Origin of the sequence: Nostoc sp., assembly GCF_036917465.1 — a bacterium.
In the GTDB taxonomy this organism is placed as follows: domain Bacteria; phylum Cyanobacteriota; class Cyanobacteriia; order Cyanobacteriales; family Nostocaceae; genus Nostoc.
Genome location: NZ_JBALDL010000106.1, coordinates 51,644 through 76,687 on the forward strand (window position 1 = coordinate 51,644; position 25,044 = coordinate 76,687).

General features: G+C 39.8%; 23 protein-coding genes and 2 pseudogenes. 13 read left to right on the forward strand and 12 right to left on the reverse strand.

The genetic code is table 11. From position 1 onward, the window contains the following. Positions 1-248: 248 nt before the first annotated feature. A complete protein-coding gene (locus V7K38_RS28380) occupies positions 249-929 on the forward strand; it encodes a tetratricopeptide repeat protein (RefSeq protein WP_334862947.1) in 681 nt (226 codons plus the stop codon). Between the two features lie 2 nt (positions 930-931). Here V7K38_RS28380 and V7K38_RS28385 read toward each other — a convergent pair whose 3' ends face one another. After that, positions 932-1,834: an ABC transporter ATP-binding protein gene (locus V7K38_RS28385; RefSeq protein WP_334862949.1), complete on the reverse strand. Its 903-nt coding sequence runs from the start codon at positions 1,832-1,834 to the stop codon at positions 932-934. A gap of 189 nt (positions 1,835-2,023) precedes the next feature. Continuing rightward, the gene (locus V7K38_RS28390) at positions 2,024-3,031 is read right to left on the reverse strand and encodes an aldo/keto reductase (RefSeq protein WP_334862951.1); all 1,008 of its coding nucleotides are present in this window, start codon (positions 3,029-3,031) and stop codon (positions 2,024-2,026) included. Between the two features lie 103 nt (positions 3,032-3,134). Between V7K38_RS28390 and V7K38_RS28395 the strand changes: the two genes are divergently transcribed. From V7K38_RS28395 to ilvA, 3 genes and pseudogenes are all read left to right on the forward strand, one after another. Then, on the forward strand, positions 3,135-3,494 hold the full coding sequence (locus V7K38_RS28395; protein ID WP_334862953.1) for a hypothetical protein: 360 nt from the start codon (positions 3,135-3,137) through the stop codon (positions 3,492-3,494). A gap of 28 nt (positions 3,495-3,522) precedes the next feature. Beyond that, a pseudogene (locus V7K38_RS29760) lies at positions 3,523-3,606 on the forward strand (hypothetical protein); the annotation flags it as partial. Between the two features lie 260 nt (positions 3,607-3,866). After that, positions 3,867-5,378: a threonine ammonia-lyase, biosynthetic gene (ilvA, locus tag V7K38_RS28400; RefSeq protein WP_334862955.1), complete on the forward strand. Its 1,512-nt coding sequence runs from the start codon at positions 3,867-3,869 to the stop codon at positions 5,376-5,378. Positions 5,379-5,553: 175 nt separating this feature from the next. On the opposite strand, the gene V7K38_RS28405 is transcribed toward ilvA, so the two are convergent. From V7K38_RS28405 to V7K38_RS28420, 4 genes and pseudogenes are all read right to left on the reverse strand, one after another. Then, positions 5,554-6,585 (reverse strand): hypothetical protein, encoded by a 1,032-nt coding sequence (locus V7K38_RS28405; protein ID WP_334862957.1) that lies wholly within the window; start codon positions 6,583-6,585, stop codon positions 5,554-5,556. 10 nt (positions 6,586-6,595) lie between these two features. Further along, a complete protein-coding gene (locus V7K38_RS28410) occupies positions 6,596-6,841 on the reverse strand; it encodes a hypothetical protein (RefSeq protein WP_084227393.1) in 246 nt (81 codons plus the stop codon). A 394-nt stretch (positions 6,842-7,235) separates the two neighbouring features. Then, positions 7,236-7,532, reverse strand: a pseudogene (locus tag V7K38_RS28415) (Hsp20/alpha crystallin family protein); the annotation flags it as partial. 67 nt (positions 7,533-7,599) lie between these two features. Further along, complete coding sequence (locus tag V7K38_RS28420) at positions 7,600-9,129, reverse strand: energy transducer TonB (protein ID WP_334862959.1); 1,530 nt, start codon at positions 9,127-9,129, stop codon at positions 7,600-7,602. Between the two features lie 364 nt (positions 9,130-9,493). Here V7K38_RS28420 and V7K38_RS28425 point away from each other — a divergent pair, with 364 nt between their 5' ends. Beyond that, on the forward strand, positions 9,494-10,162 hold the full coding sequence (locus V7K38_RS28425) for a MotA/TolQ/ExbB proton channel family protein (RefSeq protein WP_334862961.1): 669 nt from the start codon (positions 9,494-9,496) through the stop codon (positions 10,160-10,162). Continuing rightward, positions 10,149-10,553, forward strand: coding sequence for an ExbD/TolR family protein (locus V7K38_RS28430; RefSeq protein WP_334862963.1), 405 nt, complete (start codon positions 10,149-10,151; stop codon positions 10,551-10,553). Before V7K38_RS28425 ends, V7K38_RS28430 begins: the two co-directional genes overlap by 14 nt. An 87-nt stretch (positions 10,554-10,640) precedes the next feature. On the opposite strand, the gene V7K38_RS28435 is transcribed toward V7K38_RS28430, so the two are convergent. From V7K38_RS28435 to V7K38_RS28455, 5 genes are all read right to left on the reverse strand, one after another. Next, entirely contained in the window at positions 10,641-11,405 is a 765-nt protein-coding gene (locus V7K38_RS28435; RefSeq protein ID WP_334862965.1) for a thioesterase II family protein, read from the reverse strand. Positions 11,406-11,786: 381 nt separating this feature from the next. Next, the gene (locus tag V7K38_RS28440) at positions 11,787-11,978 is read right to left on the reverse strand and encodes a YqaE/Pmp3 family membrane protein (RefSeq protein WP_334862967.1); all 192 of its coding nucleotides are present in this window, start codon (positions 11,976-11,978) and stop codon (positions 11,787-11,789) included. Between the two features lie 127 nt (positions 11,979-12,105). Beyond that, positions 12,106-12,504, reverse strand: coding sequence for a phage holin family protein (locus V7K38_RS28445; protein ID WP_334862969.1), 399 nt, complete (start codon positions 12,502-12,504; stop codon positions 12,106-12,108). A gap of 230 nt (positions 12,505-12,734) precedes the next feature. Beyond that, a complete protein-coding gene (locus V7K38_RS28450; protein ID WP_334862971.1) occupies positions 12,735-13,076 on the reverse strand; it encodes a 2Fe-2S iron-sulfur cluster-binding protein in 342 nt (113 codons plus the stop codon). A 13-nt stretch (positions 13,077-13,089) separates the two neighbouring features. Continuing rightward, positions 13,090-15,249, reverse strand: a complete 2,160-nt coding sequence (locus tag V7K38_RS28455) for a Tex family protein (RefSeq protein WP_334862974.1) — start codon at positions 15,247-15,249, stop codon at positions 13,090-13,092. Positions 15,250-15,694: 445 nt separating this feature from the next. Here V7K38_RS28455 and V7K38_RS28460 point away from each other — a divergent pair, with 445 nt between their 5' ends. From V7K38_RS28460 to V7K38_RS28490, 7 genes are all read left to right on the forward strand, one after another. Further along, entirely contained in the window at positions 15,695-16,024 is a 330-nt protein-coding gene (locus tag V7K38_RS28460; RefSeq protein ID WP_334862976.1) for a hypothetical protein, read from the forward strand. A 1,528-nt stretch (positions 16,025-17,552) separates the two neighbouring features. Continuing rightward, positions 17,553-17,879, forward strand: a complete 327-nt coding sequence (locus V7K38_RS28465; RefSeq protein ID WP_442940815.1) for an EamA family transporter — start codon at positions 17,553-17,555, stop codon at positions 17,877-17,879. Positions 17,880-17,915: 36 nt separating this feature from the next. Beyond that, the gene (locus tag V7K38_RS28470) at positions 17,916-18,272 is read left to right on the forward strand and encodes an EamA family transporter (RefSeq protein ID WP_334862980.1); all 357 of its coding nucleotides are present in this window, start codon (positions 17,916-17,918) and stop codon (positions 18,270-18,272) included. A 91-nt stretch (positions 18,273-18,363) separates the two neighbouring features. Beyond that, entirely contained in the window at positions 18,364-19,668 is a 1,305-nt protein-coding gene (locus V7K38_RS28475; protein ID WP_334862982.1) for an NAD(P)/FAD-dependent oxidoreductase, read from the forward strand. A gap of 45 nt (positions 19,669-19,713) precedes the next feature. Next, a complete protein-coding gene (locus V7K38_RS28480) occupies positions 19,714-20,538 on the forward strand; it encodes a glycosyltransferase family 2 protein (protein WP_334862984.1) in 825 nt (274 codons plus the stop codon). Between the two features lie 379 nt (positions 20,539-20,917). Next, positions 20,918-22,390: a TldD/PmbA family protein gene (locus V7K38_RS28485; RefSeq protein WP_334862986.1), complete on the forward strand. Its 1,473-nt coding sequence runs from the start codon at positions 20,918-20,920 to the stop codon at positions 22,388-22,390. 219 nt (positions 22,391-22,609) lie between these two features. Then, positions 22,610-23,950 carry a TldD/PmbA family protein gene (locus tag V7K38_RS28490; RefSeq protein ID WP_334862988.1) on the forward strand — a complete coding sequence of 447 codons (1,341 nt, stop codon included), beginning with the start codon at positions 22,610-22,612 and terminating at the stop codon, positions 23,948-23,950. A gap of 70 nt (positions 23,951-24,020) precedes the next feature. Here V7K38_RS28490 and V7K38_RS28495 read toward each other — a convergent pair whose 3' ends face one another. Then, on the reverse strand, positions 24,021-24,461 hold the full coding sequence (locus tag V7K38_RS28495; RefSeq protein ID WP_334862990.1) for a pentapeptide repeat-containing protein: 441 nt from the start codon (positions 24,459-24,461) through the stop codon (positions 24,021-24,023). Positions 24,462-25,044: the final 583 nt, after the last annotated feature.

The following is a 25,044-nucleotide window of genomic DNA, read 5'->3' on the forward strand; positions in this document are numbered from 1 at the left end:
TATAACTACTGAATTAAAAAGTTTCATTTTGTTATTCTACTGATTTATATGTAGGGTCACTTCATCTGAACTTAATATCTTACACTTCATTATTCAGTAAAAACTCTGTAATATAGTGCTGATTGTAAAGGAAAGATGAGATGAACTATTCACATCTTAATCAATACGAAGAAATACAGTTTTCAAAAGTCCAGATTTTTGTTTTAATGTACAAGAAAAAAGTCCTCTAAAATTTCAGGAAATTTACTGTGTACAAGTCTACATCATTTGTGTTTGGCGTGGTGTTACTAGGATGTTTTGCCTTTACTATACCTTCAGTAGCTCAGGCTCAGGTATTAGTGGCACAAGCTAAAAACCCACAATTAAAGGAACTACTAGAAGAAGGACGGAGGTTAGTGGATGGTGGCGATTATGGTGGTGCGATCGCAGTTTATAAGCAAGCAGCTAGCCTAGATCCCAAAAATGCTAAAATTCATTCAGGTATTGGCTACTTATACGCTCAACAGGGAAATTACCAAGCAGCACTAACTTCTTATCGTCGTGCGATCGGCATCAGCCCTAACAATAGTGATTTTTACTACGCTGTAGGTTACATCAAAGCCAACTTAGGAGATACCCTTGGGGCAAAAGAAGGCTACCGTCGAGCCATACAATTGAACCGTAACAACGTTAACGCCTACTTAGGATTGGCTGTAACGCAATCTCGCATGGGAGATTATACTGCTGCTACCTGGGCATACCAACAAGCAATCGACTTAGATAAGAACAATGCCCAAACTTATGAGTTGATGGGTTCAATGTATAAACAGCGACGACAAGCGAAACTTGCCAACAGCTTGCTTCAAAAAGCCCGTGACTTGTACAAGCGGCGCAATGACTCCCAAGGAGTGGACAGAGTAGAAGCCATGCTGCGACAGTTAGGAGGATGAGGTTAATCTAACTTGCGTCCCGTTAATTCTACAAAAATATCTTCCAGGTTAGAGGGACGCACCATCATTCCGGTTTTATCAGACTGTTCATTCAAGTAGATATTCGCGGATTCTAATGATGGGAAAAACAAATATTCCCAACTACGCGCACTCTCATTTCTCACCTCAGACACACCCAATTGCTTCATCACCAAACCTTCACCGTGAACTGAACGGAGTTGTTGTAAAGTTCCCAAAGAAATCAGCCTACCGCCATCCATAATACCGATGCGTCCTGGCTTGGTAGAGCCAAAAGCATCGCATAAAAATTCGACTTCATCCATATAATGGGTCGTCAGTAGCATCGTCATCCCTTGTTTATTTAAATCCCGAATAATTTCCCAGATTCGTCGCCTGGTTTGGGGGTCTAGTCCTACGGTTGGTTCATCCAAAAACAGAATTTGTGGTTGATGCAATAAAGCTCTCGCAATCTGCAACCGTCGTTTCATACCCCCAGATAGGGTTTTTACCAAATCATTACGTTTTTCTGCTAGCTCAACATACTCTAGCCATTGATTAATCAGTTTTTGTCGCTGCGGGTTACTAATGTGATGTAGTCTCCCATGCAGTTCCATATTTTCCCAAACACTTAAATCGTTATCTACACTGGTTTGCTGCAAAACTACACCAATACTTTGTTTTGCTAGCATTGCTTCTCTAATCACATCATATCCACCTACTTCTATCCGTCCTTGGGACGGTTTCGTGAGTGTAGTTAGCATCCGAATTGTGGTTGATTTACCTGCACCGTTCGGGCCAAGTAGAGCAAATATTTCCCCCGCTTCAATTTTGAATGACAGGTCATTGACTACAGGTACATTGTTATAAAACTTGTAGACGTTTTCTAGAAAGACAGCAGCAGTCATGGTAACTTTGCTCCAATTAAAAATTTAAAATTACTCTTTTGAAAAATAATTGCGACAGATGAAATCGTAGAACCTTTTAAGAGAAATAATTCTCAATATAAAATCTAAAATTCAAAATGGTAATGGTCAAATTAGACGGGAGCATTGGAAAACATTTAACTCATTCCTCTTCTAATCCATCTTGAGATTTTACTTAGTTTGAAAGATATTTTGTACCATTTTTTTATCTGTATTCGCCGCCGCCCGATCCAACTCTGCAATTTCACTGACGTTTAATTGCCAACCTAACGCACCAATATTATCCCTAGCCTGTTCCACGCTTTTGGCTCCAGGGATGGGAATAGTTCCTTTACAGATACACCAATTAATCGCTACCTGCGACATAGTTTTATTTCTGAACTGTGCCACCTCTTGCAAACATAGCAAAAGCGATTTGCTACCAGAAGTCCCCCCGTGTCTACCCATTCCTGCTAATATCTGCCTAAATAACAAACCTCGGATTCCTTTGGGCAAAGACCCTTGCTCAGAGTATTTTCCTGTCAGTATTCCCAAAGCTAGAGGGCTGTAGGCAATCAGTTTAATTCCTAACTCATCACAAAGGTCTTTAAGCCCCAATTGGGTGACAGGATATGTAGACAATAAAGAATATTGAACTTGCAGAGTAGTAATAGGAACACCTCGTTCAGCAAACTTTTTCTGCACTTGTTTAAGCCGTTTAGGCCCATAGTTAGATAGTCCTACTCCCTTGACTAGTCCTTGCTCATACAAATCGGCAAGACCATCTAACAGCCCTCTCTCTTGCCAAGGAGCATAATTTGCTGTTGACCAGTGCATTTGTACCAAATCGACGTTTTTTCCTAGACGTTGGGCAGATGACTTGCAAGCACTTACCATTGAGTTGCGTGTCCATCTCCAGGGGTAAGCAGCAAGCTTAGTCGCAATACAAATATTTTCTTCGTTTGAACCTACATATTCTCGGTTGAATCGTCCTAACAGTAACTCACTTCGACCATTCAATCTCCCAGTTCCGTAAGAATCACCCGTATCAAATAAAGTCACACTGTTGTTTACACAGAGGTTAAACACCGCTTGCAACTGGTCATCCATACTTTCGTGATATCCCCAAAGCAGTTGGTTGCCCCAGGCCCAAGTTCCACAGCCCATACTTGGGAGTGAGAGTTTTTGGAGAGTTTGCATCTTTGCTCTCTGTAGATTGCCTTATTAATTATCAGGTATTTTGAATATTAAAGTAATCAAAATTGAATAATAGTAAACTTAATAAACAGATTTTTAAAAGCTGTTGAAAATTAAAAAAAATACAATAATGGAGTTACTAACTGCTATCGAAGTAGAGGTAGAGCTTGTTATTCACCATTCTCGTCGTTTGAGGAACATTGTAGTCAAGCGCCTTGAGGTACCGGGCTTAAGTTTTAGGATAACTCCAGATTCCACAATTGGCGGTTATCCAATTGAAGCACTTGATATCCCACCAAGGGCTAATCATCCAGATGGTAAACCTCGCTATGACTTGTTAAACTTCCGGCTGAAGACTAAGTTAGACTGTTTTAATTTCCACCGTGGGCAAAAAGTTTTGGTTGAGAAGGTTCTGCTTGAGTACTTTGAGATGCCTGGAATAAACTTTCATTTAAGCAGGAGCTAATCCCACGCATCTCAATACTAGTAATTTTACTCCTTTAATGGCTGCTACTAATAATGGAAAACTTGAAATAGTTAAACTTTTAGTCCAAACAAGAGGTGTATTATATTCATAAGCAAAATTTTACTTATCTGTTGAGATAAATACTCAAACAGTTGGTAAAGCTCTTTGAAAATCAACCTGGCAGTGATCGCACTAAATTTGAGGTAACAAAATAAAATTCAATTCCTGAACTGATTTTTCTTCAAACAATGTTAGTGATTTTGAAATCTTATTCCCTAAAAATCTTGAGAAAGGGCAATTAAATAAAATCAGTGCGATCGCTTGTAACGTAAAATTAATTCCCATCCGGCATTTGCTAACACCTTGACACCCATGCTTTGCGATTACCTCATTCAAATCCTGACTGCCCGTGTATATGATGTTGCCCAAGAAACACCACTGGAATATGCACCAAATTTGTCTGCGCGGCTGAATAATCAACTCCTGTTGAAACGTGAGGATATGCAGTCAGTATTTTCCTTTAAACTGCGGGGTGCTTATAACAAGATGGTGCAATTACCACCAGATATATTAGCCCAGGGTGTAATCGCAGCATCTGCGGGCAATCATGCTCAAGGAGTCGCACTTGCAGCCAATCGCCTGGGAACCAAAGCGATTATTGTCATGCCAGTAACCACACCTCAAGTCAAGGTGGACGCAGTTAGAATGAGGGGCGGGGCTGTCGTCTTATATGGAAATACTTACGACGATGCTTATAGCTATGCCCGTGAATTAGAAGTAGAAAAAGGTTTGACCTTTATTCATCCTTTCGACGATCCTCATGTAATTGCCGGACAGGGAACCATCGGGATGGAAATTTTACGACAATATCAGCAACCCATTCATGCAATTTTTGTTGCAATTGGAGGGGGTGGATTGATTTCTGGGATTGGGGCTTATGTGAAACGGTTACGTCCTGAAATTAAGATTATTGGCGTTGAACCAGTAGATGCTGATGCGATGTCTCAATCGCTCAAAGCTGGACATCGGGTGCGCTTGTCTCAAGTGGGGTTATTTGCTGATGGTGTGGCGGTGCGAGAAGTCGGTGAAGAAACCTTTCGTTTGTGTCAGCAGTATGTAGATGAAATTATTCTGGTGGATACAGACGATACATGTGCTGCGATTAAAGATGTGTTTGAAGATACGCGAGCAATTTTAGAACCAGCTGGTGCATTAGCGATCGCAGCTGCCAAAGCCTACGCAGAACGAGAACAAATTGAGGGACAAACCTTAATTGCTGTAGCCTGCGGTGCAAACATGAATTTTGATCGTCTCCGCTTCGTGGCAGAACGGGCACAGTTAGGCGAACGCCGGGAAGCAATCTTTGCAGTCACAATACCTGAAGAACGGGGAAGTATTCGCCAGTTTTGTGAATGTATTGGCAACCGTAATCTCACTGAGTTTAATTATCGGATTGCCGATGAAAAAACAGCCCATATTTTTGTCGGCGTACAAATTCAAAACCGTGCCGATGCTGCAAAGATGGTAGAAACCTTTGAAGCTCAAGGATTTGAAACTCTTGATTTAACAGACGACGAATTAACTAAATTACATCTGCGGCACATGGTGGGTGGACACTCTCCCCTGGCTCATAATGAATTACTCTACCGTTTTGAGTTTCCCGAACGTCCCGGCGCATTAATGAAATTTGTGACTTCTATGAGTCCCGACTGGAATATTAGTCTTTTTCACTACCGCAACAATGGCGCAGACTACGGGCGAATCGTTGTCGGCATCCAGGTTCCCCCCCATGAGATGGAAGAGTGGCAAGCTTTTCTTGATAATTTGGGCTATCGCTATTGGGATGAAAATAAAAATCCAGCATATAAGCTGTTTTTGGGATAGGGGAATGGGGAATGGGGAATGGGGACTGGAGACTAGGGACTGGGGACTGGGGACTGGGGACTGGGGACTGGGGACTAGGGATTGGAGACTGGGGAAGATGTACAAGTAGACAAGAAGAATAACCATGTCCTATGCCCTATGCCCCATGCCCTATGCCCTATGCCCTATGCCCAATTTAACGAGAACTACCTTTCAATATCAAATTGGAGTCCAAAGTATAGAAGCCAATTTCGTTAGGAACCCTAGAAAATCTGCCTGTCCGATAGCCTCTAGATAATTCATTCAGCACCTTATTTTTAATCTCTCTAGTTTGCTGAGAATCTAGTTCTCCATAAATTCCGGCGATGACTTCAGCAACGCTGAAAACTTTACCTGGGTTGTCTTCAAACAGAGACGTGAGGGCATCAATTAAGAATTGACCCTCAAAAGCTTTGAGCATCGGTACTGTTTTTGTCGGGGGTATGAAAGGCTTCTTATTTTTGTTTCTAGAAGCACCATTGCGCTTACTTGGGGCTACCAAATTTAAATCCAGAGTATAACAACCTGGCTCATCGGGAATAGTTACCCAGTAATTCCTTTCTCTACCTTGGGTGAGGGAAGATTGAACCCTACCTTTAACTACTTTGAATAGATTGGAATCTAACTCTCCATAGAGCGATCGCACGATAAAATCAATATGACAGACAGTACCTATCTGCTCTTGCAATAGCTGTTTGATGGCTTCCATTCGGGAGATAGCATGATTATACTGGGGTAGCATGGGGATTTCTGCTACCTTCGTTGAACTATCGTTGTTTTCTGGAGCGATCTTTGCATCTGACGATCTAGTTGGAGATTTTCTCTCTTTTGTATCAACAGCAGCAGAAAAGGAATTATCAGTCTCAGCCTGATCCGAGTCTGTGAGTTCTGATTGTAGAGACTCTACCAATTTGATTTCGTCGATGTCATCAAGAGGTGATAAAAACCGCAGAGAGCCTTCTTGGGAAACATTTGAGCTTTCATCGGCCGCAGTCAGTCTTGATATCTGTTTGTTGGGGTCAGAAAAAGACCAGTTAGACAACAACGCTTCTACATGATCTAGTTGCGATCGCGCCTGCACAAAGAGGCGTTCATACTCTTCTGTGAGACGAGCATAATAGTCTCGTAATTCCAACAATGGGGAGAGAAAGTTTCCTGGAGGCGGTTCTAATTGTCCATTTTGAGTCATAAGGCTTCAATCAATTTAAATCGATATCACTTTTGTAAGACATTGCTCTGGGTTTTGCTTTCTGAGATGTCGGCTGGGATTTCTTCGGCGCTTGGGGAGGGCGACATCTCTCACAATATAAGGGTCGAGGCCCGAACGTCTCGCGTTTTGTCAGATCGTTACACTCTTTACAGACAAACTGGAAAACACGAGTATGAATCTGCCTTTTGTGCGCCCTGACAGTGTATTCCCTAACATCAATGAATTTACTTGCCATAATTAGGATTGTGAATTGCCTTCGGATCAATGTCCTATCAATATAGCTATTCAAGCAAATCAAACTGCATCAGTGTGTGTTTATGTAGAAGTTTTATTCAAATCAGTAAATTTTACATCGGACATAAAGTGCAGATGAGTAAGTTGAGAGTTAGCCCCTGACTATCATCTCAGCATATAATTGGCGATCGGCAAACACTTTAAGTAGGACGGCGTAAATAATTAAAAATTTGTAGTGAGCGGTAGCTCTAACTAATCCTCCTTGTGATAGAGGTGTATTGATTGGTGAAACTATTCTTGTATAACAAAGAACCGCCTCCGTTTATGGAAGGCGGCGATTGCTGAGAATTGGAATCAAAAGGATTCTTTTTCAGTCCCAAATTTTTAGTGTTGAATTAGCCGAGATTGACTTTGACGGCTTTGTGTTTTTCTGATTCCGCTTTCGGCAAAGTTAGATGGAGAATACCATTTTTGTATTCAGCTTGCACTTTGCTATTTTGAATTTGAGAAGGTAAGGGGATTATCCTCTGAAATTTTCCATAACGGAACTCAGAGCGAGTAACACTGTTTTCTTCATTTCTGGTTTCAGTCTTCCGCTCACCGCTAATCGAAATTGATTCGGGAGTTGCTTCTACATTGATATCTTTTAATTCTAAACCAGGTAGTTCTAGTTTCAAGCGAATTGCATCATCAATAAACATAATTTATAAGCCAGGAGCCTCATGTATTCTAACTCCTGACTTACTTTGAATTGTCGCTCTACTGTTGACTAGGAGTAGTAGACGGTGCAGCTGGTTGCGATTGAGGTTGTTGACGCAAACTACGCAAAGATTCCCGCAATTTATTCTGGCTAGTATTATCTCTTCGCCGCCGCCGATTTGTGGTTGGTTGTGGCTGTTGTGATGAATCGGTAGCCGTTTGTTCGCGCCGAATGGGGCGTAAAGACTCTCTAGGACTTTCTTGAGTGCGAGTTGTCCTAGCTCCAGATGATGAATTTGTAGCAGTACTTTCCCGTCTTTGAGGTTCTAACCGTCTACTAAATCCAGATATTACTGGTTTTGTGACTCTAGCTTGGGCTGGTTTTGTGGCTGTAGCTTCACTAGATGGGGGTGTCAAATCTCTGCGCTTACGTCTTGGATTTTCTGGTGTGGTGTTGGCAGCAGCAGTTGCCTGCTGTGTTCTCTCTTCTGCTTGTCTTTGTGCTTGTCGTTCTTGAACTTGGCGCGATCGCTGTGAACCTTTTATGGCAAATTCAGTGGCGATCGCTACCCCTTGTCTGCCTCCTTCTGCGGGTTTTAATTTCCACTCACGCGCTTGTCTGGCGGTTTCTTCATCCAAGTCGCGGTTTCCACTGGAGCGGGCAATCCGCACATTAGTAACATTACCTTGGGCATCAGTATCAACCGCTACTTCGACTCTACCTTCAACTCCTCGCCGTCTTGCTGCCTCTGGATACTTAGCACCACATTCGCGGCAGGCTGCACGACCATTACCGTTACCTGAACTGTTAATTTTTGAAGGTGTTGGCGCTGTTGGCGCTGTTGGCGCTGTTGGCGCTGTTGCTACTGTCGGACGGTTTCCTACTCCATTGCCAGAGCCAGAGCCAATTCCTGAACCTGTACCACTGCCAGAGCCAATTCCTGAACCTGTACCACTGCCAGAGCCAGAGCCAATTCCTGAACCTGTACCACTGCCAGAGCCAGAGCCAATTCCTGAACCTGTACCCCTGCCAGAGCCTGAACTTAAAGCAATGCCAGAGCCTGAACTACCATTACCTGTCAAGACTGAACTACCACCGCCACCACCACCACCACCGCCACCGCCACCGCTTTGAGGAGCAACAGTTGTCACAGGGACTAATGGCTTGGGAGTAATTTCCCTATTTGTTGGTTGTGGGTTTTGAGTAGTTTGTTTTGGTTGTTGTTCAACTGCCTGAATTTTTGGTCTTTCAATAAATTCTTGTACTGGTTTTTGTACTGGCGGAGTTTCTATAGACTGTTTTTGAATAACTTCCGGTTCTTTTTTGAGTTCTTCTGGAATTGGTTCTTTTTTGAGTTCTTCTGGAATTTTTTCAACTGGTTTTTCTGGTTCCGCAGTCGGAGAATCCACGATCGCCACCTCTATTGGTTCTTCTTCTGCTGTGGGCAATCTCGTAAAATAATTACCTATACCTGAAGACAGTACGCCAATATGCAGCGCCAGTGAACCTATCAGACTGTAAGTCAGAAAAGACTTGAGAGCCTCAACTTCTTTGGAACGTTGCTCGACAGTAGTGCCGGAAAAACTCATAGCTATTGCTACCTATTCTCACTAATCTCAACATCTTAGAATGGGTTGTTGCAAATATCAAGTAAAAAATAAAAATTATTTCGAGCAGCGTTAAGGAGCAGCATTAAGGAGCAGCATGATTAATAATAAAAATATCTTTGGAAAATACTGTTGATTATGATGATTTTTAGATGAAATTAATTTTCGTTTCATCTGCTGATTATATTAATTTATGTAAAACAAAAAAAGATTAAATAAAAATGATGACATTCAGATTTGAAAAAATTATGATTATATTTTAAACTCTATTGAGAAAAAGTTTCATTTTTTAGCCTGATTCTGGTAGTCTGAGTTTTGTATTGTTAATGACGTTTAGAGGCACTACATGGGAATTCAGAATTTGTTTGAAGCAGGTGGTATAGTCATGCTGCCACTGCTGGCGTTTTCGGTGTTGGCAGGGGCGCTAATGATTGAGCGGGCGAAGTTTTGGCTACAGATTGGTAAGCGTCAAAACCGGGTGGTGCGAGACGTTTTAAGTCTTTATCGACTTGATAATGTCGTTGGTGCTGTGGATAAGCTGCAAAAAAATGTAGATTTACCGATAGCACGTATTTTTCTGGCTGGACTACAGTTAGAAAGACCGACTCCAGAAAAATTTCGTTTGGCTTTGAAAAGCGAAGCGCAAGCAGAAATCCCTATACTCAAGCGGTTTCAAGCTGTATTTGACACTATTATCGGTTTAGCGCCTCTGTTAGGACTTCTGGGTACAATTTTAGGATTAATTCGCTCATTTGCTGGACTGAATATTGGTGATGTCGGAGGTACTAAAACTGGTGTAGTTACTAGTGGTATTAGTGAAGCTTTGGTTGCTACGGCATCAGGATTGGTTGTGGCTATTTTTGTGCTTTTAGGAGCTAGCATTTTTAGGGGACTATATCAACGGCAGATAACAATGATTCAAGAGTACGGCGGACAGCTAGAAATACTGTTCCTTGACCGCTATGAACAACTTGAACACTACGACAAACAGGAGAAATCTTATGGATCTAGATGATAATGAACCAGATTTACCACCATTTATAAATGTAGTACCTCTGATTGATGTAATGTTTGCCCTTTTGACATTTTTTATTATGTCAACACTGTTTTTAACACGCTCAGAAGGGTTGCCAGTAAATCTACCGAAAGCAGCTACGGCGCAGCAACAGCAAATTCCCACTAAAATTACCATCACGGTAAATGAAAAAGGTGAGATTAGCCTAAACCGCAATCCAATAGCAGTTAATGAATTAGCTCCGCAAGTGCGAACTTTAGTTGGTTCTAAGCCAGATGCCTTGGTGATTATTAATGCCGATCAAAAAGTCTTGCACGGTGAGATAGTGGCGATCATGGATCAGGTACGTCAGGTAAAGGGGGCAAAGTTAGCGATCGCTACCCAAAAATAAAAGTAGAAATATTGTACATCAGAAGTTCAGAGAGTCAGGAAAATTCTATATTCTGGCTCTTAACTCCTTCTTATTTAATGATTAATATCAGCTATGCTCACACATCTGCAATTCTTGAGATATAAGTTTAAATAATAACTCTTGGTGTGAATGGATAAAAAAGTGGTCGCTGTTAAACTCATGTAATGAGAAAGCAGCGATTGTCTGTTCTCGCCATGCTTGCAAAGCTTCATGACTAACATCTTGGTCTTGCAAACCACCAAAAGCAGTAATAGGACACTTCAGTGGCTGTTTTTGAGTGTAAATATAAGTTTCTAGAACTGCAAAATCTGCCCGCAAAACGGGGAGAAACATCTGCATAAGTTCTGGGTTTTCTAGCACTGCTTTGGGTGTACCGTTGAGGCTGCGTAGTTCGGACTGCAAATCAGCGTCTGATAGGATGTGGAGGGGTGGTTTTGTGGGCTGGATTTGCGGGGCGCGACGAGCAGATATGAAGAGGTGAAAGGCAGTAAGACTATACTGAGAGTGAAGTAGATGGGTCAACTCAAAGCTAACTAATCCGCCCATACTGTAACCGAAGAAGGCGAATGGTTTGTCTAAGTATGGCATGAGAACTGGAGCGATCGCTTCAACAAGAGGTTCTAATCGTGTCAAGGGTGCTGACTTCATCTGTCTTCCACGCCCCGGATATTCCACAGCACAGACTTCAACGTTACTAGGTAAATTATTCGGCCAAGTGCGAAAAATTGCCGCGCTACCACCAGCGTAAGGGAAGCAGAATAAACGCAAGTTTGCTTGAGGATTTGGTTGGGGACAGATAACCCAGGAATTTAAGCTTGGTGTAGTTGTCATAATAGACCCTGAATTAGCTGTTTTGCCTTATTGTAGTTCTGCTTCATATCCTACCAAATGACTGCGCTGGCTCCCAGGGGGAAAAGTCTCTAAAAGTCCCCCTTAAAAAGGGGGATTTAGGGGGATCTAAAACGTTTTGCTACCAACCAGAGGACTTTTAAAACATCTTCTAAACCAATATCAGTAGGGCGATCGCTAAAACATTGCATCGCAAATTTTGACGATGCTCAAATTCAGTAGTTTATTCAAAATTGGTTTTATTCAGAGACACCTTTCAATTCGGATTACTATAAGTTTTGGTAGAAAGTAAAATGGTGCGTTATGGATAAAGCCATAACGCACCATATTTAAGGTAAGGTTTATCAAAACTAATCTTGCGTATTAGTAAATACCACTTTCTCGATTCAGTTGTTCATCATGCTTGGCAATAACCCAAATTGCATGAATACTACCTGGTAGCCAACCTAGAACCGTGAGCAAAATGTTAATAAACAATGTTGGGCCAACTCCAACTGTGAGGAAAACGCCTAAAGGAGGCAGTAACAAACCTAGAACAAAACGAACTATTTTCATGATTTTACAACTTTGTAATTTTGTTTAGTTACATTCTTTTGAAGATGCCGAATTAGGAAATCCACCTTCGGATATGTTCTTTGGAGTAGATAATTGATAAAAATACTCTTTCTACTCCTTTTAATATTTATCTAGAAGGTAATTCACCTTGGGTTTTGACATCACTACTACCAGCTAAAAGATTTTTTTCAACAAAGTAGTTGTTAATGAAAGTGTTAGCAAAAGTTAGAATCACTGGCCCAAGAAGGAAACCTATAATTCCGCGAACTCCGAACCCAGGAACTAGCACTGCTGCTAACCAAAAACACAAACCGTTGACGATGAGCGAAAATGCTCCAAATGATAGAAAGTTAAGCGGTAGTGAAAGAGTAGATAGAATTGGTTTAACTGAACCGTTAATTAGACCAATTACTAAAGCGGCGATTATAGCTGCGGGGAAATTAGCAATATTAACGCCTGGAACAACTAAATCAACAATCAACAGGCTCAAAGCTGTAGCTAGGGCGGTTAATAATGGTGTCAACATTTTTCTGACCTAATCTTTTTTGTTTGTAACTTCTTATCTCATCTTTAACTATGTGCCAGACTTTCACCTCTCTTGCAAGATAGAATTTCGTTATACCATTAGGTCTATTCTTGAGAAGACTATAGTAGTTATAATATTGATGCATGAAAGCGCCCCTACTATAACGCCATGTTTTCAAGGGTGCATTAAATTTCTTTAACGCACCCTAAAAATTTAAGATTAATTTAATATCACTGAGATTTTTCAGACTCAGGCTGATAGTAAAGTGCTGACTTATATAAGACTTGCTCTTGATGGGTTTCTAAAGTGCAATTAGACAAGGGGTAAGTTACACAATTCACAACATAACCAGCCAGTATTTCACTTGGACGCAGAAATTTTTGCTCACTTTGATTAACTTCACCGTTAATGAGTTTGGCAATACAAGCAGAACATTCGCCTTGTTTGCACCCAGATGGTAGACGGATACGAGCTTCTTCTGCTATATCCAGAATATATTGATCGTCTGGGACTTGGATGGTGCGATCTAACCCAAGTGTAGAATTGATGAATCGAACTTGATAAACTGCCATCTGCTGTTTCTAATTATTGTTTAACTGCTTTCATCGACAAACTAATCCGCTTCAGTTTCTCGTTGATTTCTAGCACCTGGACTTTAACTACTTGTCCGACTTTGACAACTTTGTTGGGATCGTCTACAAATCTATCAGCAAGTTGGGATATATGCACTAAGCCATCTTGATGTACGCCGATATCAACAAAAGCGCCGAAGTTGGCGACATTTGTCACGATTCCCTCTAGTTCCATTCCCACCTTTAAGTCCCTAATTTCTGTAATTCCTTCTCGGAAGGTGGCATACTTAAACTCAGCCCGTGGATCTCTACCAGGTTTTTCTAGTTCGCTAAGAATGTCGCGCAGTGTAGGTTCGCCGACGCTATCGGTAACGTATTTCTTCAGGTTGGTCTTTTTGAGTTTTTCGGCAATTTCTGTCACCTGATTTAATGGCACATTTAGATCGGATGCGATCGCTTCTACTACAGAATAACTCTCTGGATGCACTGCTGTATTATCCAATGGATTGTCACCGCCGCGAATCCGTAGAAAACCCGCCGCTTGTTCAAAAGCCTTTGGCCCCAGCTTCGGAACTTTCAAGAGTTGACGGCGATTTTTAAAGATTCCATTCTGGTTACGATAGGCGACAATGTTATTGGCAACTGTTGCCGTAATCCCAGAGACGGAAGTCAGAAGTTCTTTGGAGGCGGTGTTTAAATCCACGCCGACATAGTTAACGCAGCTTTCTACAGTGTCATCCAATTTCTTTTTCAATAACTTCTGATCGACATCGTGCTGATATTGTCCCACGCCAATGGATTTGGGATCAATTTTCACCAGTTCCGCCAAAGGGTCTTGCAAACGGCGGCCGATGCTAATAGCACCTCGCACGGTAATATCTAAATCGGGAAACTCTTCTAGGGCTACAGTACTTGCAGAATATATAGATGCACCGGACTCATTCACCATCACCTTGACTGGTTTGCTTTCTATTGTTTGCAATACTTGCGTCACAAACTCCTCTGTCTCACGGGACGCTGTACCGTTACCAATGGCGATTAACTCAATCTTGTATTTCTCAATCAGATTTTTGACAGTTTGTGCAGCTTTCGCGCGTTGTTCAGCCGCTTGGTGGGGAAAAACCGCTTGGTATTCCAAAAATTTTCCTGTTTGGTCGAGGACAGCAACTTTACACCCAGTTCTAAATCCAGGGTCTATCGCCAGTGTTGGTTTCATTCCCGCCGGTGCAGACAGCAGCAACTCTCGCAGATTAGTTTCAAATGTCTTGATTGATTCTATATCTGCATATATTTTATTCTCAGAAATTACCTCTCCCATTAGAGAGATTTTCATTAAACGGTTAAATGCATCCTTCAACATCGCCTGATAAAAATCCCGAATTGGCCGAACTTTGGTTTTAATTTCTTTCGACTCCAGATAGTAAAGTACCGTATCCTCATCGAAAGCGATTTCAAAGCTTAAGATTTTTTCAGTTTCACCCCGACACAACGCCAGCATATTATGCGGTGCAATATTTTTTACCCTAATTTTATAGTTACGGTACATCTCAAATTTGGTTGTCCCTTCGGGATAATCATCTTTGATGCGGGAGACGAATACTCCTTCTTCTAAAAGATAGTCGCGGATATATGCGCGTAATTCAGCTTTTTCAGCTACTTCTTCTGCTAAAATATCAGCCGCACCTTTAAGAGCTTCTTCTGCGGTTTTGACTCCCGTGGTTTCAGAAATATACTTAGCTGCTTCTTCCTCCAAGGATGCAGTTGCAGCATTTTTGATATTTAGTAACTTGATGAACTCCGCCAGTGGTTCGAGTCCTTTTTCTCTGGCGATGGTGGCGCGGGTGCGTCGCTTTGGGCGATAGGGTAGATATAAATCCTCAAGTTCGGTTTTTTGTAAGCAGGATGAGATTTTAGCTTTGAGTTCATCTGTGAGTTTACCTTGCTGGGCGATCGCACTTAAGATCGCAGATTTTCGTTCTTCCAGTTCTGTTAAATAAGTATATCGATCAGCCAGTTCACGTAGTTGCACTTCATTCATCTCATCGGTGCGCTCTTTGCGGTAACGTGCAATAAAGGGAATTGTTGCACCCTCCGCCAAAAGTTCCAGCGCGTTTTGCACCTGATGGGGTTTGAGGTTTATTTCAGTTGCCAGTAGTTGAGGAATGTTCAGCATTAGGTGTCTAAAATGAAAATGCTACTTCTAAAGGTAATATGCTAGACCCTTATCTTGGCGCAAGGCCAAATTTGCAGCTAATTTACCAGATGATTTCTCACAAGAGTGCAATTAGCGACATAGACAAAATCCACCTACCCAAGTTTTAAACCCTATCAATCCACATAGTTAAAGTAAATTTGTATAATCTACTACGCATCAATGCTCAGTTAGGAGAGCGAAAAAACAACCACCTCGGAATCAATCATCTAATTTTATACTTAATTTAGTTACCTCTAACCTCTCTTCACCAACTCTAAACCTTGCTAGACGCACCGCCATTAAAAAAGAGTTATTCACCAAGCTTTTGGTGCTTCATCTATCGCAAAAATTACTCCAATTAGTGAAATCTACAACCTTGCGTAGTTTTAATTTTCTATAATAATATTTATCCCGATCGACTGTTGTGCCTAAAACCTTATTGGATGTAAAATTAAGCACACTTCCAAAAACAATCAATATTGATTTGTTTTTGATTCGTTTTATAAACAAAACAACTTTTAGTTCAGAGGTTAGTAATATGCCTTTGTTTTTCTTGATACCACTGTGTACTGCTTTAGCCACTGGCTACCTATTTAAAAAGAGTACTGATGAAATTGCATATCTTGCAGGTGTGTTTGCAGCTATTAGCTTGATATTAAGTTTAGTATTAGCACCCTGGCAAATTCAGTTTGGATTGTTAATCATTGTCTTAATAATGACCAACAGACTTTTGCAGGAGAATGAACCCAAATAAACTGAAACTACAGGAAAACAACTTAGATAAATTAAATAATACCAATCAACACCAATTAATTTCTTCTCAACTTTTACATGGGTTGCTATTTTTAATGTAAGTATGTAAGTAGATAGGCTCAAATAAACCGAACTATGTAACAAAATGTAAAATCGCTAAAGTGCTTGTGATTACTTCGTTTCACCCAGTTCCACTCGCAATTACATAGTTATAAATTTTTCCACCCACCTACTTATTGTTTTGTTACAATTTAATAGTGCCTGCACTGTTATTCAAGTTGAAATTCTGCTTTTTCTAACTTTTAGCTTACTATTTCTACTTCTGCAAGTTTACTAACTACAAAGTATTCATAAATCTACAAATTATTAAGAACTAAAATTTATAATAGTCAGTATGGAAAAGTTGCGACTTTGTAAAGTTGTTGTTTAAGTAGATTTTGAAGAAATAAATTTTTGATGAAGTCTCGCTATAAATATGCAACACGCTTTTATCGTGGTATTCTAGTTAATAAGTAATTAATTATATGTAGTGATAAATTTTGAGGTAAAACTCTAATAAAAATTACATTTAATTAAGGAAAACATAAACAAGCGTAATACTAAAATAATGAAAAGATATTTCAAATCCGCTTAAATCAACGTCACCTGCGATTTATTTACCAAACATTAGTTTCCATTAGCTATTAGTCTCCTCAAATACTCCATTTGGACATTGAGTAAAACTAGAAATTTGTAAGCCTCAGTACTCTAGATTGAATTTAACTGTCTACAATTTGCGTAGCCAAGCAGACTTCTGTTATTCATTATGTTCCCATGTCTAAACAGAGTATGTATGCATACTCTTTTGGAGTACAAATTTTTATTAATCGGCTTAGTTCTCAGCCAAGGTTACAAATAGGTATGTGAGCCTAGATAAATTCTATGGTATCTCATAAAATTAATAAACTTTATTTGGAGAAAATGAAGAACATTTATCAATCCAGTTAAATTAATTGCTTGAGAAGTTCAGTAGTGTATTCAACGAGACTTCTAGAATCCGCTATAACTTAGAAATTGCGTAGGCGTAGCCCGTCGTAGACATCGCACTAAAAGTAATCTTGAAGCATGACTGGTTAATATGAAAGATTTCTGCAATTCACAGTTTGGTAAAGCCGAAGTTAATTGTGTCAATTACCAAACAATAAAACTAGTTTATCTGGGAGTATAACTCAGTAAATCAATTTAGCTTAATTTACTCCGACAATACCGGAAGTAAACATAATACAGCAACCCTCTTACAAGCTGCATAGTATTTAATTACTAACTCTTGTACATTATTTCGCTGGCCATTTTGATATCAGTCATGTCAACATAGCCTGCCTAGTTTTATTGTCTATTTAATTAATAAAGTGGAAGTCGAATTGCACAGAAAGTATGGACGATATGTTTGGTGTCAGGTTCATACCTATCATCTCGATTGAGGCAAATGCAATATGAAATATATAGGGCAAATTTCAAAGTTTAAAATAATCCCCTACATTATCTTGTTTGTGAGTATCTTATTGAGTATTTCTGGACAATTGCTGATGAAATATACCATGAGTCATACAAATGAGGGACTGTTTACTTGGGAATTTCTGCAAAAGTTAGCATTAGCTGTTAGTGTTTATTGTTTGGGAATAGTAAATTGGATACTGGCTCTGCGTTCGGTAAAATTGAGTATTGCTTATCCCCTAACTAGTTTAAATTATGTGGGTATATTTTTCGGTTCATACTACTTTTTTAATGAGGTAATTACACCAAATCGAATTGCAGGAGTTATCACTATTTTTATGGGTATTCTTTTAGTGGTTATTCCACTCAAAAAGTCTATATAAATTTATTTATAGTAAATCTACTAAATATATTGAAAAATGAATATTATTACCTGGCTACTTTTAATAATTGTAGTTTTATTTGGAACCACAGCTAACGTATCACTAAAATATGGACTTCACATTTCTAGCTCTATAAAGGGAGCAAGCACATCTATTTTAAATCTGTTATTATCTCGTTATTTTTTGATTTGGTTTATCTGCTATACATTGATGACTATATTGTGGCTTTATGTATTGCGGACAATTCCTCTGAGTCAAGCATTTCCAGTTCTAGGATTAATGTATGCATTAATCCCTATTGCTTCGCACTATCTTTTAAAAGAGCAAGTTATGTTTAGCCAGTGGTTAGGAATTTCCATCATCATAGGTGGTGTAATTCTGGTAGTAAACTAACAGCTAAACTAACAATTTTTGAGGTTATTAATATTAATAACCTCTGAAGATAAATTTCAAAACCATCCTTATAAAAATCTCAATTAAATTTATGAATATAGGTATCATTGGCGGAGGTATAACGGGGCTAGTATTAGCCCAACGTCTTGCACATCAAGGACATACCGTAACTGTATTCGATAGTAATAAACAGCTTGGTGGACTTACCACCTATCATGATTATGGCTTATTCACTTGGGATCGCTTTTATCACGTTATCCTACCTTCTGATACTCATTTAATAAATTTTCTTAGAGATATTGGTCTTGGAGATAAGCTACGTTGGCATCGAAGTTTAACAGGGTTTTATGACAATCAAAAGTTTTATTCTATTAGTAACACTATAGAGTTTTTACGCTTTCCTCTATTTGGACTTATAGGCAAAGTCAGATTAGCTTTTACTCTACTATATGGTTCACGCCTTAATAACTGGCGGCGCTTAGAGAAAATTTTAGTTGAAGATTGGCTATTAAAAATCGGTGGTAAAAACACATACGAAAAGCTTTGGAAACCCTTGCTTTTATCAAAATTAGGAGACAACTATAAGCGAATATCAGCAGTTTTTATTTGGGCTTATATTAAACGACTATTTTCAGCACGTGATTCTTCATTAAATAAAGAACAACTTGGTTATGTTTCAGGCGGTTACAAAACTGTTTTTGACCATATAGAAAAATTAATTTACGCGGCTGGAGGTAATATTCGCACAGGGGTGACTGTAGAATATATCGCACCTCATCCAGGGGGTGGAATGTGGGTCGAATCTCAGGGAAAAAAAGAACATTTTGATAAAGTCATTTTCACTGGCCCAGTTAATATTTTGCAACAGGTTGCTGCTAAGGAACTAGTGAAAGTTTCAGACACCTATGAAACAGTAGAATACCTGGGTGTAATTTGCATGGTACTGATTACTCGTAAGGCTTTAATTCCTTATTACGTAGTAAATATCGCCGATAAAAATATTCCTTTTACCGGTGTTATCGGTATGAGCAACTTAGTTTCTTTACAAGAGACAGCAGGATATCATATTACATTCCTACCAAAATATATCCTTTCCACTGACCCATTGTTAAAACAGCCAGATGAGGAATTGCGTCAAATGTTTTTCCAGGGTATACGTTTGATGTTCCCAGAACTTAAATCAGATGACATTGTAGCAGCACATATAAATCGAGCTATTAAAGTGCAGCCACTACAAGTTTTAAATTATTCAAGCCTTGTTCCAAAAGTGAGTACCGAAAATGATGATTTTTTCGTTGTCAATACCTCACAGTTGGTAAATGATAGCGTCAACAACAACGCAGTTGTGCGACAAGTCGATGAATTTCTCAAGAAATCAAAATTGTTGAATTATTGAGATTTGAGTAATTGTATTTTATTTTAAAAATCATACGAGGTCTTTATGAGTCTTTTTGTTCTTTTACCTGCATACAACGAGCAAGAATCAATTCGCCCCTTATTCAAAAAATTTCAGACATTGCAGCAAATCTCTAATATGGAGATAAAACTAATTCTTGTTGATGATGGTAGTAGTGATGCAACTGCTGAAACAGCTTTAAAAGAATCTAAATCACGAGGGATATTACTTAAATTAGTCCAGCATTCCAAGAATGCTGGTTTAGGGGAAGCGATTAAAACAGGTTTCACAACTTTCTTAGAAATTTCTAAAGAAGGCGATTTTTTAGCTGCAATGGATTGCGACAACACTCAACCACCAGAACTGTTAATCAAGATGTATGACACTATGATAGCTGGTAGCTATGATATTGCGATCGCATCTAGATACCGCAAAGGCTCTAAAGTCATAGGTTTATCAAAATTTAGAGAGATAATGAGTTACGGAGCTAGCTGGCTGTTTAGAATTGCCGCCCGTGTACCAGGTGTAAGAGACTATACTTGTGGCTATCGACTATATAACCGTACTTTCCTCACTAAACTGGATATCTATTATGGCGATAATCTATTTACTGAAAGTGGATTTGCTTGCATGATAGATTTACTCCTAAAAGCCAAAGTACTCAGACCAAAAATCGCAGAGATTCCAATGGTTTTGAGATATGACCAAAAGCCAAGCGCCAGCAAAATGAAAATTATGAAAACTATTGCTCGAACATTGAAGCTCTTATTTAAGAATCTATTATCTACAGCAGAAACTTCCAATTTAAGTCAGACTTTCAATGAGCGACAAGCAGCAATAATTCCGCTCAAAATTGCAAATCGCAAATAAAGCTGAGAGTGATAGTCTAGATTGCAGGAAATAAGATTGTATATTTAGTAGGAGTTAGTGGTCAGGAAATTTCTTCATTATTACCACAGTTAGAGCATTTCCTAGTTCGTGACTCCCTTCATTGAGAAGAGTACTAGTTAAATACATAATATTAGGTGCATCTAAATTTTCCGCCGTCACCGTCAATGGTACGAACTTTCAAAACCTTAGCCCGCCTTTGCGGGCTTTTTTATTGACAAGCTTTTTGAAAGAGGGTTAGGGAAATCCACACTACTTTTCAAAGAATTGGTCAAGATGGTAGTTGAGTAAATTTGCTAGAGTGAACACACCAGGATTTTTCAGTCAAATCTCTGAATTACGCCAGCAGACGAGGCTACCCATGCTTACAAGTACGCTACTTCTCTCGAATCAACTTCCCACCTTACAATATTCCTCCACACCAGAGCGTTTCGATGAAACCTGGGAAGCCCCCCTGGCTACTCTCCTGGGATTAGGACGCGCCGCAGGTGCTGACTTCATTGAATTATTTTTAGAGCGTCGCAACTATATTAGTTGTCTTGCCGAAGACGATTCCATCACCAGTATTTCACCCAGTCTGTCTACAGGTGCGGGAGTCAGAGTATTTCGCGGCAAAGCCGATTGCTACGTCAGTACTAATGACCTTTCGTTTTCTGGTTTGAAAGCAGCTTTAGAAAAAGGTCTTTCTATCCTGGGATTGCAATTACCTACTCCTAAAGCTTTCATCCCAGAAATTAACCTGGAATTACTGAGAGATTACGCCACCAAAAGAGGTAAAGATGCATGGCTAGCAGGCTGTAGTTCCATCCGCGAAATGGGAGAAGTCCTTCTTGATGGGACTGCTCACCTGAACCAAAAAGCTAGCCACGTCCAATCGCGCCGTGCTACCTATTTCCGGGATTGGCAAGAAGTTTTAATCGCCGCCAGTGACGGCACTTTTGCCCGTGACATTCGCCTTACCCAGTCAGTGGGATTTAACCTATTGTGTGCTGATGGTGCTAATCGTACCTCAATTGGCGATCGCGCGGGTAATACTAGCGATGCCAATTTCTTGAGAACTTGGGATTCTCAACAAGCCGCCGAAAAAATTGCAGAATCGGCTGGAAAAATGCTCTACGCCGATTACGTTGAATCTGGTACTTACCCCATTATTATGGCTAATCACTTTGGCGGCGTAATCTTTCACGAAGCTTGCGGACATCTGCTAGAAACAACTCAAATCGAACGCAATACTACTCCCTTTGCTGACAAAAAAGGCGAAAAAATTGCCCACGAAAGTTTAACCGCCTGGGATGAAGGGCGCTCTGAAAACGCTTTCGGGACAATTGATATGGATGACGAAGGTATGCCTGCTCAAAGAACCCTATTAATTGAAAAAGGCATTCTCAAAAACTTCTTAGCCGATAGAACAGGTTCTGCACGCACCGGACACCCCAGAACAGGAAGTGGCCGCCGCCAAAATTATACCTTTGCGGCTGCCAGCCGGATGCGTAATACTTATATTGATTCTGGCGAATATAGCACTGATGAATTATTTGCCTCTGTTGATAAAGGTATTTACTGTAAAAAAATGGGTGGTGGTAGTGTTGGTGCTACAGGTCAATTTAACTTTAGTGTTGATGAAGCTTATTTGATTGAAAATGGCAAAATCACCAAACCACTAAAGGGAGCAATTTTGATTGGTGAAGCTAAGGAAATTATGAACAAAATTTCTATGTGTTCCCAAGATTTGGAAATTGCACCAGGCTTTTGTGGCTCTGTGAGTGGAAGTATTTACACCACTGTCGGACAACCCCACATCAAAGTTGATTCTATTACCGTCGGTGGACGATAATAATTTTAGATTTTGGATTTTGGATTTTGAATATTACAATCCAAAATCCAAAATGCTCAACCTCTCGGATTGTTTCGTGGGTTCAATCTCAGAATCTAAAATGTGTTGAACTATTTTCTCAGTCAGAATTATTCGAGAGAAATATAAGCAATAACATCCAAAATCTAATCTTCAAAATAGAATCGCTTCCAATCCAAAATCTAAAATCCAAAATTGACTATGCCAAATATCAATGAGATTGCAAATTCTGCTAAGGATAATGCTGAGAAACTTGGCATTAAGAAATTCGACATTTATGGCTCAACAATAGATGATACAAGCGTCCAAGTAGACCAAGGTGAGCCAAAACAAGTTAAAGCATCAAATCGCTCTGGCGTTACTGTTCGTGTGTGGAATGAAGAAAATACAATGGGTGTCACCAGCACCACAGATGTAGACCCCAAGGGATTAGAATTAGCTTTGAAAACTGCTTACGAAGCCAGTTTTTTTGGTGTTAAAGAAAATGTTCCTGATTTTAGTCCCGAAGCTATTGTTTCCATTGCAAACAAACCTCAAGATAAGACATCCCAAGCACCTGTTGCTGAACTCATAGAAAGATTATTGGTAGCTGAAAAAGAATTACTGGCAGCCCATCCAGCAATTAAAGGTGTACCTTATAATGGGTTATCGCAAAGAGATATTGACAGATTCTATCTCAATAGCGATGGTGCAGTCAGAACTGAATCTCACTCCTTAGCATCAGTTTATCTTTACAGTAAAACTGAAGAAGAAGGAAAAAAACCGCGCAGTGCAGGTGCTTTTAGAATCAACCATAGTTTAGATAATCTAGACATCAATGGTTGCATCAAAGAAACCGCCGATAAAACTATCAGTCACTTAAACTATGAAAAAATCAAGACTGGTAAATATCGAGTTGTATTTTCACCAGAAGCTTTCTTAAGCCTGTTGGGTGCTTTTTCTAATTTGTTTAACGCCCAAAGTATTTTGGATAATCAAAGCCTATCTACCCCTGATGATTTAGGTAAACAGATTGCTTCCTCTCTGCTTTCAGTCTATGACGATGCACTGCATCCAGCTAACGTAGGAGCAGAAACCTTTGATGGCGAGGGAACACCGACTCGTCAAATTTCGTTGATTGAAAATGGTGTTTTAAAAAGCTTTCTTCATAGTGCAGGCACTGCCAAAAGGTTGAATGCCCAACCCACAGGTAATGCCAGTATTGGTGCAAAAGTCAGCGTTAGTCCAAATTTTTATCATGTTTTCACAACAGCAACTCCTGAAGAAGAGTTGAGTTTAGAAACTGCGGAAAATGTGATTTTTATCGATGATTTACAAGCTCTCCATGCTGGAGTTAAATCCTTGCAAGGTTCCTTTTCTCTGCCGTTTGATGGTTGGCTAGTTAATAAGGGTGTGAGGACGAGTATTGAGTCAGCAACAGTTGCTGGCGATTTCTTGGAACTCTTAAAGTCAATTATTTATGTGGAAAAAGAAGCGGAGTTAACACCAGGGGGAGTTTGCCCGAAAATCTGGGTTAATGAACTGTCAATTACTGGTGAATAAAGCTTGAAAAGTGCAGAGTTAGGAGTTGAATATAACTCTTAACTCATCACTTTAAAATAATGACTCACCATTAGTATTCCCCACCAATGCTAATGGCAGTATTAAAGACATCAGCGCCGCTTAAATCAATATTAGCCAAAATTGCGCCATCTACGTCACTATTATATAAACGGGAATTACTCAAATTAACGTTGGTGAGATTAGCATTATTTAAGATAGTATCGCTGACAAATGCTTTTGTGAGATTAGCAGACTTTAAATTTGCGCCCGTTAAATCAGCGCCTTCTAAATTTGCACCTTCGAGATTAGCTCCCTTTAAATTTGCATTTCTTAAGTCAACACCTATGAGGTGAGCGCCTTTCAGGTTTGCTCCTGTTAAATTACATCCAGAACATGCTCTAGTTTCCAGCAAACGGCGAACAGGGGCGGAGTTTTCGGCTTTGACGGAAAGGGGAGCAGCTAAACATAGCGTGCTGAGTAAGGCTGCTGCCGTCAAAAAAATTCGTTTCATATTTACCTCCGACACTTCTAAAAGTCATTAAATTATTGACTTCTCTAACCTTACTGTCCCAAAATTTGAGAACTATGTCCTCATGCGATCGGAGGAATACATATTTTCTATGTGATTAGGTATTCTTGTGTAAGTTAGTCCGATGGGATTAACTTGAGTTTTATCCTGTTAAAGTATTTCGTATTTAACTTGCATAAGTTGGATGGGCAAGATGCCATTGGTGTCAACTTAACGTGAAACCGTTGTAAAAACTGAATATTGAGTTCACTCACCACTCATTACGATCCGCGTTACCCCACCCTAACCCTCCCCTTATAAAGGGGAGGGAACCGGATTTCCTGTTTCCCCCCAATACATCGGGGGGATTAAGGGTAGGCTGTTAACTTTAATGAGATTTACCCATTTTTTATTCATACAATTTTGGTGTCATCATCGGTGAACAAATTAAATGAGTAATGAGTAATGAGTAAATACCCATTACTCATTACTTACTGGAGTTTAGACTAGGCTATGCAAAACGACCCAGCACTGCTGAGTTAATCAGAGACTTAGCGAAATGATGAATAATCTTTAGTATTAAACC

What these genes read in the sequence shown, in the direction of transcription:
- V7K38_RS28385 (WP_334862949.1), bottom strand. Translation starts at nt 1,834, where the DNA reads ATGACTGCTGCTGTCTTTCTAGAAAACGTCTACAAGTTTTATAACAAT.
- V7K38_RS28390 (WP_334862951.1), bottom strand. Translation starts at nt 3,031, where the DNA reads ATGCAAACTCTCCAAAAACTCTCACTCCCAAGTATGGGCTGTGGAACT.
- ilvA (WP_334862955.1), top strand. Translation starts at nt 3,867, where the DNA reads ATGCTTTGCGATTACCTCATTCAAATCCTGACTGCCCGTGTATATGAT.
- V7K38_RS28405 (WP_334862957.1), bottom strand. Translation starts at nt 6,585, where the DNA reads ATGACTCAAAATGGACAATTAGAACCGCCTCCAGGAAACTTTCTCTCC.
- V7K38_RS28410 (WP_084227393.1), bottom strand. Translation starts at nt 6,841, where the DNA reads ATGGCAAGTAAATTCATTGATGTTAGGGAATACACTGTCAGGGCGCAC.
- V7K38_RS28420 (WP_334862959.1), bottom strand. Translation starts at nt 9,129, where the DNA reads ATGAGTTTTTCCGGCACTACTGTCGAGCAACGTTCCAAAGAAGTTGAG.
- V7K38_RS28425 (WP_334862961.1), top strand. Translation starts at nt 9,494, where the DNA reads ATGGGAATTCAGAATTTGTTTGAAGCAGGTGGTATAGTCATGCTGCCA.
- V7K38_RS28430 (WP_334862963.1), top strand. Translation starts at nt 10,149, where the DNA reads ATGGATCTAGATGATAATGAACCAGATTTACCACCATTTATAAATGTA.
- V7K38_RS28435 (WP_334862965.1), bottom strand. Translation starts at nt 11,405, where the DNA reads ATGACAACTACACCAAGCTTAAATTCCTGGGTTATCTGTCCCCAACCA.
- V7K38_RS28440 (WP_334862967.1), bottom strand. Translation starts at nt 11,978, where the DNA reads ATGAAAATAGTTCGTTTTGTTCTAGGTTTGTTACTGCCTCCTTTAGGC.
- V7K38_RS28445 (WP_334862969.1), bottom strand. Translation starts at nt 12,504, where the DNA reads ATGTTGACACCATTATTAACCGCCCTAGCTACAGCTTTGAGCCTGTTG.
- V7K38_RS28450 (WP_334862971.1), bottom strand. Translation starts at nt 13,076, where the DNA reads ATGGCAGTTTATCAAGTTCGATTCATCAATTCTACACTTGGGTTAGAT.
- V7K38_RS28455 (WP_334862974.1), bottom strand. Translation starts at nt 15,249, where the DNA reads ATGCTGAACATTCCTCAACTACTGGCAACTGAAATAAACCTCAAACCC.
- V7K38_RS28470 (WP_334862980.1), top strand. Translation starts at nt 17,916, where the DNA reads ATGAATATTATTACCTGGCTACTTTTAATAATTGTAGTTTTATTTGGA.
- V7K38_RS28475 (WP_334862982.1), top strand. Translation starts at nt 18,364, where the DNA reads ATGAATATAGGTATCATTGGCGGAGGTATAACGGGGCTAGTATTAGCC.
- V7K38_RS28480 (WP_334862984.1), top strand. Translation starts at nt 19,714, where the DNA reads ATGAGTCTTTTTGTTCTTTTACCTGCATACAACGAGCAAGAATCAATT.
- V7K38_RS28485 (WP_334862986.1), top strand. Translation starts at nt 20,918, where the DNA reads ATGCTTACAAGTACGCTACTTCTCTCGAATCAACTTCCCACCTTACAA.
- V7K38_RS28490 (WP_334862988.1), top strand. Translation starts at nt 22,610, where the DNA reads ATGCCAAATATCAATGAGATTGCAAATTCTGCTAAGGATAATGCTGAG.
- V7K38_RS28495 (WP_334862990.1), bottom strand. Translation starts at nt 24,461, where the DNA reads ATGAAACGAATTTTTTTGACGGCAGCAGCCTTACTCAGCACGCTATGT.